Origin of the sequence: Ideonella azotifigens, from assembly GCF_006519715.1 — a bacterium.
Classification (GTDB): Bacteria; Pseudomonadota; Gammaproteobacteria; order Burkholderiales; family Burkholderiaceae_C; genus Ideonella; species Ideonella azotifigens.
In genome coordinates, this window is record NZ_VIDT01000097.1 from 1 (window position 1) to 12,399 (window position 12,399).

Genomic DNA, 12,399 nt, shown 5'->3' on the forward strand with positions numbered 1-12,399 from the left:
AGCCGCCTTCGTCGAGCGCGACCTGCACCCCGTCGGCGGCGGGACCTCCCGGGTGGCCGAGGTAGGCGCGCTCCGTCCTCGTGCGGTCCAGCCGCGGGTCGTTCTCGGGGCTGATCAGCGTGGCCTTCAAGGTCGCCCCCGCGGCGCCTAAGCAGGCCGACGACAGGACCAGCGCAAGCAGCGCGCCCCTCATTCGACGACCACCACGCCGTAGGGCACGCGCCCGACCGGCACGGTCTTGATCGCCTTCGCGCCCGGCACGTCGACGATGGTCAGGTCATCACTCAGGCCGTTGACGACAAACAAGCGCTTTTCATCCTTGTCCAGCGCGACGTTCCATGCGCGTTTGCCGACCAGCACGAGATCGGTGACCTTGCGTGCCGCCACATCGACGAAGGCGACGTGGTTGGCCCGGCCGAGCGCGACGTACGCGCGCTTGCCGTCGCGCGACATCTGGATGCCCACCGGTGTGATGTCCTGCGCGCGGGCGCCCTTGACCTCGAACTTCAGCGTCGCCAGCACCGAATGGTCAGCCGTCGAGACGATGGTGACGCCCGAGTCGAGCTCGCAGGTGACCCACAGCTCCTTGCCATCGGGCGTGATCGCCATGCGGCGTGGCCGCTTGCCGACCTTGATGTTCTTGATGATCTTGCCGCTGGCGGTGTCGATCGCATGCACGAGGCTGGCGACCTCGGAAGTGATGTACAGGACCTTGCCGTCCGCACTGACCTTCACGCCCTCTGGCTCCTGCCCGACCTTGACCTCCTTGAGCTTCTTGCCAGTTGCTGCATCGACGAAAACGGCCGTTGCGTCGTCTTCGCTGGAGACGTAGATGGTCTTGCCGTCGGGCGACAGGTCGAAGGCTTCGGGGTCGTCGCCGAGCGGAATGCGCCGCAGCGATTGGCCGGTCGCCGGGTCGATCAGATCGGCCACGCCAGAGTCCGAGCACGCGAGCATCAGCTTGCGGTCGGGCGTGAGCTGCAGGTGGCGGCCGCGCTTGCAGGTGGCGATCGTGCCTTTGACGGCCAGCGTGGCGAGGTCGATCATCGTCAACGCGTCGTCCTTCTCGCTCGACACATAGACCGTGCCCGGCGCCGCTTGGGCGAAGACGCTGCCCGCCAGCCACAGGGTCAGCCCGACAAGCCAGGTCGTTTTCCGAATCAGCTTCAAATCCATGACTCCAGGTCTTTCTTGTGGGGCGCTCATGAGAAGACGCAGGGCAGCCCCAAGTTTTCTTGACCCCCTCGGGGGGCCTGACGCGTAGCGGCAGGTCTGGGGGCGCTCATGAGGTCCGCTTGATGAAGCCCGCTTCGAGCGTCGCCTCGCCGAGCGCGCGGGTCACCTCGGCGGGCGTGCCATCGGCCAGCAACGCTCCCTGGTGCAGCACCAGCACACGGTCGGCGCCCTCGGCCTCCTCGACCCAGTGGGTCGCCCACAGCACGCTTACGCCGCGCTCGCGCACATCGGCGTGCAAGGCCTGCAGCAGGTCGCGGCGCGACTTCGGGTCCAGGCCCACGGTGGCTTCGTCCATCAGCAGCACTGAGGGTTGGTGCAGCCCGGCGCGCACGAGTTCCACCTTTCGCCGATTGCCGCCTGAGAGCTCGCGCACCTTTCGGTCCAGATCGGCGGGCAAGCCGAGGCGCGCGCAGCCAGCCTCGATGCGCGCCAGCGCGACGCGACGCGGCACGCCCTGCAGATCCGCCTGGAACAGCAGGTTGCGCCGGATGCTCAAGTCCAGGTCGAGCGCGATCTGCTGGAATACGACGCCGATGTGGCGCAACGCGATGCGCGCCGAATGCCGCAGCGAATGGCCGGCCACTTCGACCTCGCCGCCGTCGGCCGCGAACAAGCCCGTGAGCACCTGGAACAGCGTGGACTTGCCGGCGCCGTTGGGGCCCAGCAACGCAACGAACTCGCCGCGACCGATCTGCAGCGTCAAGGATTTCAATGCGATGGTCTGACCGTAGCGTTTCGTGAGATCGGTGGTTCGCAGCATGAAGGTCGGGGGTTCCAGGTCGCCATGAACAAAGTGTTCAGCGCGACGTCTTCGGGTCAGACGGTACTGCAACTTCCGCGCCCTTGAACGAGCGTTTGCACTCATCACTGCAGCGCAACAAGGCGCTGCGCCCTTCGGTCGAAGGCGCAGTGGAACACTCTGCGCCAAAAGTGACGACAAGCGTTGCGCGATGCGCAGAGCCGGCACGCGATGGCGCCATGCGGCGTCGCGCGACGCGGGTGAGACATCCAAGGGATTTCCCGAATTTCGAACGGCGCGGGGCCTGGGACGAACGCGGACCCGATCACGTTTGGCAAAAACTCAAGTCGATAAGGCAGGGTTTCGCCTAGTGCGAAAGCAGTGGCTGGCACGTTGTGTTGAGGTGGTCCGGCGCATTGAGGCGAGTGAGTCCGAGACGATTTTTCGACAGGCATGGATGTTGCGATTTGATCCCTCGCCAGACGGTTCGTGCGGGGGTTTCGGTGGTGACCTTCGCAAGACTGAAGACCACCTCAAAAGCAAGGAGACATCGATGAGAATTCCTCGGCAATCGGGCGCAAGCCTCGTGCTGCACCTGGGGCTCGCGTTGCTCGCTCTACCGATGTTGGCGTCTGCCAACGCCGACGTAGAGAAGAACATCGCGAACTCCAGCAACTGGGCCATGCAAGCGGGAGACATGTACAACCAGCGCTTCTCCCAGTTGAAGCAGATCAACACTGGCAACGTCGGCAAGATGCAGGTCGCCTGGACCTTCTCGACCGGCGTGCTGCGCGGCCACGAAGGTTCGCCGCTGGTGATCGACGGTGTCATGTACATGACCTCGCCGTTCCCGAACAAGGTGTACGCGCTGAACCTCGATACCCAGGAGATGATCTGGAAGTACGAGCCCAAGCAAGACCCGGCGGTGATTGCGCAAATGTGTTGCGACACGGTCAACCGTGGCGTCGCCTATGCCGAGGGCAAGGTGATCCTGCAGCAGGCCGACAGCACGCTGGTGGCGCTGGACGCGAAAACCGGCAAGGTGGTCTGGAGCGTCAAGAACGGCGACCCGAAGCTCGGTGCAGTGAACACCAACGCGCCACACATCTTCAAGGACAAGGTCATCACCGGCATCAGCGGCGGCGAGTGGGGGGTGCGCGGCTTCATCGCCGCCTACAACCTGTCGGACGGCAAGCTGGCCTGGAAGGGCTACAGCGTGGGCCCTGACGCCGAGATGCTGATGGACCCGGCCAAGACCATGACCTGGACCGACGGCAAGATGGCGCCGGTGGGCCCCGACTCTTCGTTGAAGACCTGGAAGGGCGATCAATGGAAGACCGGTGGTGGCACGACCTGGGGCTGGTACAGCTACGACAAGGCGCTGAACCTGATGTACTACGGCAGCGGCAACCCGTCGACCTGGAACCCGGCGCAGCGGCCTGGCGATAACAAGTGGTCTATGACCATCTGGGCTCGTGATGTCGACACCGGCGTGGCCAAGTGGGTCTACCAGATGACGCCGTACGACGAGTGGGACTTCGACGGCATCAACGAGATGATCCTGGCCGACATCAACGTGAAGGGCAAGCCGACCAAGGCACTCGTTCACTTCGACCGCAACGGCTTTGCGTACACCATGGACCGCGTCACCGGCGCCCTGCTGGTGGCCGAGAAGTATGACCCGCAAGTGAACTGGGCCACCCACGTCGACATGAAGACCGGTCGGCCGCAAGTGGTCGCGAAGTACTCCACCGCGAAGGGCGGTCCTGACGTCAACACCAAGGGCATCTGCCCGGCGGCGTTGGGCAGCAAGGACCAGCAGCCGGCATCCTACGACCCCGAGACCAAGCTCTTCTACGTGCCGACGAACCACGTCTGCATGGACTATGAGCCGTTCAAGGTGGAGTACACCGCGGGCCAGCCGTACGTGGGTGCGACGCTGTCGATGTACCCGGCGCCGGGCAGCCATGGCGGCATGGGCAACTACATCACCTGGGACGCCAGCGCCGGCAAGATCGTGCAGAGCCATTCCGAGAAGTTCTCGGTCTGGAGCGGCGCGCTCAACACAGCGGGCGGCATCTCCTGCTATGGCACGCTCGAGGGCTACCTGAAGTGCGTCGACAAGAAGGACATCAACAAGGAACTGTTCAAGTTCAAGACGCCTTCCGGGATCATCGGCAACGTGTTCTCGTACATGCACAAGGGCAAGCAGTACATCGGCGTGTTCTCGGGCATCGGTGGCTGGGCCGGCATCGGCATGGCCGCAGGTCTCGAGAAGGACCAGGATGGCCTGGGCGCCGTGGGCGGCTACCGCGAGCTGGCGAAGTACACCGAACTGGGTGGCTCGTTGACGGTGTTCGCGCTGCCGAACTGAGGCAGCAATAGGCAGCGCAGCCTTGAACATACTCGGCGCGCGCCTGACAAGGGGGAGGGCTTTCGCAGGAACGCCTTCCCCATTTTTTTGATTCATTCAACATCCCATGAAGCACTTCAAGACCCTCGGCGCTGCCATGTTGCTCGCCTCGACCCTGACGACGTTCGCCCAGACCGCATCTGCGCCTGCGCCTGCCGCCGGTGCCAAGCCCTACACGGTGGTGGACGGCTACAAGGTCGACGCCAACACCCTGGTCGGCTTCAAGACCTGGCGCTCCGCCGCCTGCGACCGTTGCCACGGTGCGAACCAGGAAGGCCTGGTCGGCCCGTCACTGATCAACAGTTTGAAGACCCTCTCGAAAGACGATTTCGTCCAGACCGTCAAGAACGGCCGGCCGAACACGCAGATGGTCCCATTCGGCGGCAATCCGGAAGTGATGAAGAACATCGACCAGCTCTACAGCTACCTGAAGGGTCGCTCGGACGGCGCGATCACGAAAGCGCGTGTCGAGGCGATGCAATGAGCCAATCCAGGTCGCCTCGCAATGCTTGTGTGGCCTTCCTGAGTGTCGCGGCTGCGCTCGCGGCGCTCTCAACCAGTGTCGCGGCGCAGGAGGCACCACCGAAGCGGACCGAACTTCGCGTCTGCCAGGACCCGAACAACCTGCCGTTCTCCAACACCAAGGGAGAGGGCATCGAGAACCGCATCGCGGAGGTCTTCGGCAAGGCGCTGAATCTGCCGGTCACCTACTACTCTTTCCCGCAGCGGCTGGCGTTCGTCCGCAACACGCTGCGCTACAAGCTGCCGGGCCAGGACTACCCTTGCGACATCATCATCGGCGTGCCGGTGGGGTTCGACGAAGGCGTCTCGGTCACAAAGCCTTACTATCGTTCGACCTATGCGCTGGTGTTCCCGAGAGGCAAGGGCCTGGACGACGTCACCACCGTCGACGCGTTCCTCGCACTCGGCCCCGAAAAGCTGCGCTCGCTGCGCATCGGCGTGTACGACCGATCTCCGGCAGGGGAGTGGTTGTCCAGGCACCAATTGCTGGAGAACGGCGTTCCCTACCAGATGATGAATGCGGACCCGCAGCAATACCCGGGCGAGATCATCGAGAAAGATCTCGCGCAGGGCAAGCTTGACGCCGCCATCGTCTGGGGGCCGATCGCCGGCTACTTCGCGCAACGCGTGAAGTCACCGCAGCTGGTCGTGTTGCCATTGAAGTCGGAGCCGGGCCTGAAGCTCGACTACCAGATGGCGATGGGCGTGCGCTTCGGCGAGCGCGAGTGGAAGCAGCAAGTCGAAGGGTTGATCGAGTCGCGCCAAGCGGAGATCGAGACGATCCTGAAGGCGTACGGCGTGCCGATGGTCGATGCTTCGTACAGGGCGCCGAAGAACTGAGTACCAGCGAATGCACCGCCGGTTCATCAGCACGGGCGCCAGCGCAGGCCGGGCGACGGCAACGTGGTTCCTGCTGGCCCTGGTGCTGTGGGGCTTGTTGCTGCCCGAGACCGCATTCGCCGAGCCCGACGCAGCCACGCTGATCCGGCTCTCGACCAGCGTGCTGAAGGTCGAGGTGATGCGCACCCAGGGCGGTTATTCGCTCGGCTCCGGCGTGGTGATCGGCGCGGACCGCGTTGTGACCAACTGCCATGTCACGCGGGATGCGCGATTGGTCTCGGTGCTGCAGGGCGGGCTGCGGCTGCCAGCCGAGTCGCAGCAGGTCGACGCATACCACGACCTGTGTCTGCTGCATGTGCGCGGCATCGAGGGCAGCCGCGCGGTGGCGCTGGGCTCGGCAGGACGATTGACGGTCGGCCAGGTCGTCACGGCCGTCGGCCACACGGCGGGCGCGTTCCAGGGCAGCAGCGGCGAAGTGCTGGCGCTGCACCGGATGGACGGCGCCCGCGTCATCCAGACCTCCAACTTCTTCAGTTCCGGAGCGAGCGGCGGCGGGCTGTTCGACGCCGACTTCAATCTCGTCGGCATCCTGACCTTCCGCCTGCGCGGCGGCAACGCCCACTACTTCGCGGCACCGGTCGAATGGCTCGCACGGCCGCGCATCGACAACGAGCCAGCGCAACAGATCGGCCCGCTCGCGCGCGGCGAACTCGCCTTCTGGGAGCGGCTGGCCGACGCGCAACCGACCTTCCTGCGGGCCGCTGCGCTCGAAGTCGAGGGCAACTGGCGTGGGCTGCAGCCGCTGGCAGCCGACTGGACCCAACTCGACGCGGGCGACCCGGAGCCCTGGTACCTGCTAGGCCTCGCCCTCTCACGCCTGGAGCAGCCGCGCGATGCGCGCATTGCGCTGGAATGCTCGCTTGCGATCGCGCCCGACTATGCGGCGGCGCGAAGCGAACTCCAACGCCTCGCACTGCCGCACGACTCCCAACCCGAAACCCATGTGGCAGGCAATTCTTGCCGCCATTGATGCGAACTCACCGCTCATGACCTCGTTCTCTCATCGCCTCAAGACCACCCTCGTCGCCGCAGCCATCGCAAGCTTTGCGCTGCCGGGCCCCCCCGTTCACGCCGAAGACGCGCCCAAGGATTTCTCTGCCGCCGAGCGCGCGCTGTTCATGACGAATCAGTTCACCAAGCTGCGCCCGCCGATGACGCTGCACTACGCATTCCATCGCAGCGGCAGCCTGGAGCCTGGCTTTGACGACAAGGTGTCGATCTCGCTGAAGGCGCAGGCGAACGGCCAGTGCTGCGACGCGAGCGGCGACTTCCTCAGCGGCGAGCACGCCGTGGTGCTGCCGCCGGTCGAGGGGGTCATCGGCAACCCGGTGATGCTGTACTTCCTCGAACGCGACGTGCGCGAGATGGAACGGCTGACAAAGGGCAAGCAAGCCTACTTTCGCAAGCGCATCCGCATGGCGATTTACCAGGGCGCACAGCAACGCGCGGTGACGCTGCGCTACCGCGGCAACGCAGTCGCGGGCCAGGAGTTCACGATCGACCCTTACCGCGACGACCCGAACCGCCCGCGCTTCGAACAGCTCTCGAACAAGCGCTATGTGTTCACGATGTCGGACGCCGTGCCGGGCGGCGTCTACGCCATCCGCTCGGTGATCACCGATGCTGCCAAGGGCGCGGATGCGCCTCCGCTGGTCGCCGACGAGTTGCTCATCGAAGGGGCGGAGCCCACGCCGCCAAAGCCTGGCGCCTGACGGCGGCCCACGCTGCTGCCCTTCGCCTTCGTCACCATCAGCTTCTACCGATTCCACGGACACGCCATGAACCACGCCCGCCTGCGCTCTTCGACTTCAAGCGCAACCCTGCTCGCCGCACTGCTGGTCGCCAGCGGTACCGCGCACGCTGCGAACGACTACCCGACCTCGGCCCGCGTGCTGTTCGTGGAGGACTGCATCCGCGCGAACCCAGGTCCGTATTTCGAGATGGTCAACAAATGCGCCTGTGCGGTGGATGCACTCGCCGAGCAGGTCAACTACGACGAGTACACGACGATGCAGACGATCAGCAATGGCATGACGATCGGTGGCGAACGCGGCAACACGATCCGCGACACGCCTGGGCTGCAACCCGAACTGAAGAAGTATCGCGAGCTGCAGGCGAAGGTGAAAAAGAGCTGCTTCATCAAGGACGCCAAGTAGCCCCGAAGGCATCGCCTCTTTTGCCAACCATGCGACCCGCCCTGCACCGCTACGCGACCGCCCTGCTGCTGGCTGCCTTGCTGCATGGGGTCACGGCCGCGCAAGGCGTGGCCGATGCGCCGCGGCTCGGTGTGGCCGAGATCGCACCAGGCGTGTACGTGCATGCGGGGCTGGTCGAGGACTGGCTGCCGGGCAACGGCGGTGACGTCGCAAATCTCGGCCTCGTTGTCGGCAGCCGCTGCGTCGCGGTGATCGACAGCGGCGGCACCCCGCAGGTCGGCCAGCGTTGGCGCGCGGCCATCGAGCGCATCACCCGCCTGCCGGTCTGCTTCGTGATCAACACCCACGCCCATCCCGACCACGTGCTCGGCAACGCCGCCTTCGTCGGCCCTGACACGCGCTTCGTCGCGAGCGCGAAGTTCAACGCGGCGATGGCCGCGCGCGAACCCTACTTCCTGAACGCGCTGGCGCGCGATTTCGGCGTCAGCGTCGCACCGGGCGCAATGGTGCATCCGACGCTTGCGGTGGACGGAACCCGCGAACTGGACCTCGGCGACCGCGTCATCGTGCTGCAGACTTGGCCAACCGCGCACACCGACAACGACCTCACCGTGTACGACCCGACATCGCGCACGCTGTTCACCTCCGACCTGCTGTTCGTGCAGCACATCCCGGTCATCGACGGCAGCCTGCTCGGCTGGCTCGCGACCATGCAGCAGCTCGCGAAAGTCGATGCAGCCCGGATCGTGCCTGGCCACGGCCCCACCCTGGCCGGTGGCCCGGATGCGTGGAAGCCGCAACAGGCGTATCTTGAGGCGCTGCTGCGCGAAACCCGCGCGGCGCTCAAGGCCCGCAAGACACTGCCCCAGGCGGTCGACACCGTCGGCATTCAGGCTGCCACCCCATGGCAGCTCGCCGAACGCTTCCACCGTCGCAACGTCACTGCAGCGTTTGCAGAGCTGGAGTGGGAAGACTGAGGTGCAACGATGACACGCCATGCGACACGACTGAGCCGAATGACACGACGCGAAGCCAGCGCCACCGGCGGCGCGTTGATCGCCTCGCTGGCACTCGGTGGCCTGCGCGATGCGCGCGCCGCGATCATGTCCGGCGATGACCCGCAGGCGAGCGAGATCTGGCAGAAGGTGCGCGCCAGCCTGTTCGATTCCCGCCCCATCCAGGAGGTCGGCGACGAAGCCCTGGTGCTTGACACACCGGTGCGCGCCGAAGACGCCGCTGTGGTGCCGGTCGCGATGCGCGCGAAGCTGCCGCACACGGCCTCGAGCTACGTCGAAAAACTGTACCTCGTGATCGACAACAACCCGTCGCCGATCTCGGCGATCTTCTCGTTCACGCCGAACAGCGGCCGGGCCGATGTCGAAACCCGCGTGCGCATCGACGAATACACCTTCGTGCGCGCGATCGCCGAAACCAACGACGGGCGGCTGCTGATGCGCACGCGCTTTGTCAAGGCCTCCGGCGGCTGTTCGGCGCCGCCGGGCAAGGATCCGCAGGCCGCGCTCGCATCGCTGGGCAAGATCAAGATGCGCGTCGACGGCCAGGTCGTGCTGCACCAGCCCACTCTGGCGCAGCTGATGATCAGCCACCCGAACGACTCCGGCATGGTCATGGACCAGCTGACCCGCACCTACACACCGCGCCGCTTCGTGCGCACGGTCAAGGTCTCCTACGCCGGCCAGCCGGTGCTGTCGGCCGATCTGGATTTCTCGATCAGCGAGAACCCGAACCTGCGCTTCTACTTCATACCCAACGCGCCGGGCCGGCTCACGGCCGAGGTTGTCGACTCGCACCAGGCCACATGGAAGAGCAGCCTCGACGTGACGCCGTCCGCCGCCTGAACGAATGCGCCACGCCGCCACGGTCACCGCACTGTCACTCTGGCTCCTCGGCACCGGTACGCCCGGCTTCGCCACACCGTTCGCCTACATCACGAACCAGGGCAGCAACGATGTCTCGGTGATCGACCTGGCCTCGCAGCGCGTCGTCACCACGGTGCCTGTCGGCCTGGCGCCGGCGGGTGTGGTGGCGTCGAGCCGCGCTGGCAAGGTGTTCGTGTCCAACCCGGACAGCAAGACGATCTCGGTGATCGACATGCGCACGCAACGCGTGGTGGGCACGCTGGCGGCCGGCAGCGGCCCTGTCGGCATGGACGCATCGCCCGACGGCTCGCGCCTGTTCGTGGCCGACTGGTACGCGAACCGGCTGCTGGTGTTCGATACCGCGGCGGGCACTGCGCTGCCCACGATCGAGGTCGGCCGCGCGCCTGCGGGCGTGGCGGTCGACGCTGCCGGCGCAACCGTCTTCGTGGCCGAACGCGACGACGACAGCATTGCCGCGATCGACATCGCCACCTCGCGCGTGCGTGGCCGCGTCAAGGTCGGCACCCATCCGTTCGCGCTGCTGGTCGACACCGCCCGCGAGCGGCTCTATGCGCTCAACGTGCTCAGCGACGACATCTCGGTGATCGACACGCGCCGGCTCGAGGTGATTGCCACCGTCAAGGTCGGCAAGGCGCCCTACGGCGCGGCGCTGACCCGCGACGGTGCTTTGCTGTATGTGACCAACCAGCACGACGACAGCGTCAGCGTCGTCGACGTGCAGCGGCTCGAGACCGTGCGCACGCTGCCAGGCTTCGGCTACCCCGAAGGGGTGGCCGTGCACGCCGACCGCGTCTACGTCGTCAACTGGATGGACGACGACGTGAGCGTGCTCGACGCCACCAGCGGCCGCACGCTGGCCCGCATCGCCACCGGCAGGAACAGCCGCGGCTTCGGGGCCTTCATCGGCTCGCCACCGACACCATGAATCCAACATGAATCCACCATGATCTTCAACCACTCCACCACCGGAGGCCCTTCCCCATGTTTCTGAGATTCGCCAGTCGATGGCTTCAACCAGCGCTTGCCATCGCCGTTCTCGGCAGTGCGGTGTCATTGCCCGCCATCGCCCACGGGCCGACGCGCCAGAAGGCCGTCGAGACCATCAAGATCGACGCACCCGCTGCGGTGGTCTGGGCCAAGATCAAGAATTTCGACGCGCTGAAAGACTGGCACCCGGCCGTCGAATCCAGCCCGGCCGACAAGGGCAACGCCGAAGGCTCGGAGCGCAAGGTCGCGCTGAAGGGGGGTGGCGCGCTGGTCGAGACGCTGGAACGCTACGACGACGCGCAGATGCGCTACAGCTACCGCCTGAAAGACGGCAGTGCGCTGCCGGTCTCGAACTACACCTCGACGATCACCGTGACCGGCGAGGGCAACACCTCGACCGTCGAATGGCGCGGGGCCTTCTACCGCGCCTACATGCACAACGACCCTCCTCCCGAACAGAACGACGAGGCCGCCATGAAAGCCGTGACCGAGGTGTACCAGAGCGGGCTGGCCAACCTGAAGAAGCTCGTCGAGGCCAAGTAGCGTGACGCCCATGCGTGCCCTTTCGCGCACGGCGAGTTGCTGGCTGGCCGCGGCCCTGCTCGCCTGTGCCGCGATGACGGCGCGGGCCGCTGCGCTGGATCCGATCGAACTGGCGTCCGGCGTCTACATGGTAGCGGGCACCGGCGGCGAGCCGGACGGCGCGAACCTGGGCCGCGTGGGCAACACCGGTTTCATCGTCGGCCGCAAAGGCGTGCTGGTGATCGACACCGGCACCTCGTATCGGCACGGCCGCGCGCTGCTCGATGCGATCCGCAGCGTGACCGACAAGCCGGTGCGCCTGGCCATCGTCACGCACACGCGGCAGGAGTTCCTGTTCGGCGCTGCGGCGTTCCGCGAGCAAGGCATTCCGGTCGCGATGCATCAAGCCGCCGCCGGCCTGATGGCCTCACGTTGCGAAACCTGCCTGAAGACCCTGCGTGCGACCCTGGGGGAAGACGAGATGCGCGGCACGACGATGTTCGAGCCCGACATCCGCTTCACCACCCCGCCCGGCCTCGACGCGGCCACGCTGATCGGTCGGTCGATCCAGGTGCTGTATTTCGGCCATTCCAGCGGCCCCGGCGATGTCGCCGTGTTCGACCCGGTCACCGGCACGCTGTTCGCAGGCGGCCTGCTGGATGCCCAGCGCATTCCGGATGTGTTCGACAGCGACCTGCCGGCCTGGGGCGAGGCGCTGCACACGCTGCAGGCGCTGCCGCTGGAAGTCATCGTGCCCGGCCACGGACCGGCCGGCACCAAGCGGCTGGTCACGCAGACCGAGCGCTACCTGGATCAGCTGACGACGCGCGTGCGTGCGCTGCTGACGGCCGGCGCGCCGTTGAGCGAGGTGCCTGACGCCACCGCGCTGCCCGAGTTCGCAGCCTGGGACCAGTACGCCACGGTGCACAGGCGCAATGCGGCCCTGGTCTACCTGCGCTATGAGCGCGAGCAGCTGTTGAAGTAGGAGTTTCGAAGTCATGCCGCCGCCGATCAAGCCCCTTC

The 12,399-nt window shown here is 66.1% G+C and carries 13 protein-coding genes; 11 read left to right on the plus strand and 2 right to left on the minus strand.

Annotated features, from left to right (window positions below; genetic code table 11):
• Positions 1 to 189: 189 nt before the first annotated feature.
• Positions 190 to 1,176 (minus strand): PQQ-dependent catabolism-associated beta-propeller protein, encoded by a 987-nt coding sequence (locus FKP22_RS08850; RefSeq protein ID WP_141287054.1) that lies wholly within the window; start codon positions 1,174 to 1,176, stop codon positions 190 to 192.
• Positions 1,177 to 1,282: 106 nt separating this feature from the next.
• Complete coding sequence (pedB, locus tag FKP22_RS08855) at positions 1,283 to 1,996, minus strand: lanthanide ABC transporter ATP-binding protein PedB/LutE (RefSeq protein WP_141287056.1); 714 nt, start codon at positions 1,994 to 1,996, stop codon at positions 1,283 to 1,285.
• A 601-nt stretch (positions 1,997 to 2,597) separates the two neighbouring features.
• On the opposite strand from pedB, the gene FKP22_RS08860 reads away from it, so the two are divergent.
• The 11 genes from FKP22_RS08860 (at position 2,598) to FKP22_RS08910 (ending at position 12,361) form a co-directional block, all read left to right on the plus strand.
• A complete protein-coding gene (locus tag FKP22_RS08860) occupies positions 2,598 to 4,349 on the plus strand; it encodes a methanol/ethanol family PQQ-dependent dehydrogenase (RefSeq protein ID WP_231012134.1) in 1,752 nt (583 codons plus the stop codon).
• A 106-nt stretch (positions 4,350 to 4,455) separates the two neighbouring features.
• The gene (locus FKP22_RS08865; protein ID WP_141287060.1) at positions 4,456 to 4,872 is read left to right on the plus strand and encodes a c-type cytochrome; all 417 of its coding nucleotides are present in this window, start codon (positions 4,456 to 4,458) and stop codon (positions 4,870 to 4,872) included.
• Positions 4,873 to 4,901: 29 nt separating this feature from the next.
• Positions 4,902 to 5,750: a substrate-binding domain-containing protein gene (locus tag FKP22_RS08870; RefSeq protein WP_231012076.1), complete on the plus strand. Its 849-nt coding sequence runs from the start codon at positions 4,902 to 4,904 to the stop codon at positions 5,748 to 5,750.
• 10 nt (positions 5,751 to 5,760) lie between these two features.
• A complete protein-coding gene (locus tag FKP22_RS08875; protein ID WP_170200816.1) occupies positions 5,761 to 6,780 on the plus strand; it encodes a S1C family serine protease in 1,020 nt (339 codons plus the stop codon).
• 16 nt (positions 6,781 to 6,796) lie between these two features.
• The gene (locus tag FKP22_RS08880) at positions 6,797 to 7,522 is read left to right on the plus strand and encodes a hypothetical protein (RefSeq protein ID WP_141287065.1); all 726 of its coding nucleotides are present in this window, start codon (positions 6,797 to 6,799) and stop codon (positions 7,520 to 7,522) included.
• Between the two features lie 66 nt (positions 7,523 to 7,588).
• On the plus strand, positions 7,589 to 7,966 hold the full coding sequence (locus FKP22_RS08885; protein WP_211361345.1) for a hypothetical protein: 378 nt from the start codon (positions 7,589 to 7,591) through the stop codon (positions 7,964 to 7,966).
• 77 nt (positions 7,967 to 8,043) lie between these two features.
• A complete protein-coding gene (locus FKP22_RS08890; RefSeq protein WP_211361346.1) occupies positions 8,044 to 8,943 on the plus strand; it encodes a quinoprotein relay system zinc metallohydrolase 2 in 900 nt (299 codons plus the stop codon).
• A gap of 39 nt (positions 8,944 to 8,982) precedes the next feature.
• Entirely contained in the window at positions 8,983 to 9,825 is an 843-nt protein-coding gene (locus tag FKP22_RS08895) for a quinoprotein dehydrogenase-associated SoxYZ-like carrier (RefSeq protein WP_231012077.1), read from the plus strand.
• 4 nt (positions 9,826 to 9,829) lie between these two features.
• Positions 9,830 to 10,792: a YVTN family beta-propeller repeat protein gene (locus FKP22_RS08900; RefSeq protein WP_141287069.1), complete on the plus strand. Its 963-nt coding sequence runs from the start codon at positions 9,830 to 9,832 to the stop codon at positions 10,790 to 10,792.
• 122 nt (positions 10,793 to 10,914) lie between these two features.
• A complete protein-coding gene (locus FKP22_RS08905) occupies positions 10,915 to 11,397 on the plus strand; it encodes an SRPBCC family protein (protein ID WP_231012078.1) in 483 nt (160 codons plus the stop codon).
• A gap of 10 nt (positions 11,398 to 11,407) precedes the next feature.
• Positions 11,408 to 12,361 (plus strand): MBL fold metallo-hydrolase, encoded by a 954-nt coding sequence (locus FKP22_RS08910; protein ID WP_141287073.1) that lies wholly within the window; start codon positions 11,408 to 11,410, stop codon positions 12,359 to 12,361.
• Positions 12,362 to 12,399 lie beyond the last annotated feature (38 nt).

Coding starts and splice junctions, on each gene's coding strand:
- FKP22_RS08850 (WP_141287054.1), bottom strand. CDS start 1,176: ATGGATTTGAAGCTGATTCGGAAAACGACCTGGCTTGTCGGGCTGACC.
- pedB (WP_141287056.1), bottom strand. CDS start 1,996: ATGCTGCGAACCACCGATCTCACGAAACGCTACGGTCAGACCATCGCA.
- FKP22_RS08860 (WP_231012134.1), top strand. CDS start 2,598: ATGTTGGCGTCTGCCAACGCCGACGTAGAGAAGAACATCGCGAACTCC.
- FKP22_RS08865 (WP_141287060.1), top strand. CDS start 4,456: ATGAAGCACTTCAAGACCCTCGGCGCTGCCATGTTGCTCGCCTCGACC.
- FKP22_RS08875 (WP_170200816.1), top strand. CDS start 5,761: ATGCACCGCCGGTTCATCAGCACGGGCGCCAGCGCAGGCCGGGCGACG.
- FKP22_RS08880 (WP_141287065.1), top strand. CDS start 6,797: ATGACCTCGTTCTCTCATCGCCTCAAGACCACCCTCGTCGCCGCAGCC.
- FKP22_RS08885 (WP_211361345.1), top strand. CDS start 7,589: ATGAACCACGCCCGCCTGCGCTCTTCGACTTCAAGCGCAACCCTGCTC.
- FKP22_RS08895 (WP_231012077.1), top strand. CDS start 8,983: ATGACACGACGCGAAGCCAGCGCCACCGGCGGCGCGTTGATCGCCTCG.
- FKP22_RS08900 (WP_141287069.1), top strand. CDS start 9,830: ATGCGCCACGCCGCCACGGTCACCGCACTGTCACTCTGGCTCCTCGGC.
- FKP22_RS08910 (WP_141287073.1), top strand. CDS start 11,408: ATGCGTGCCCTTTCGCGCACGGCGAGTTGCTGGCTGGCCGCGGCCCTG.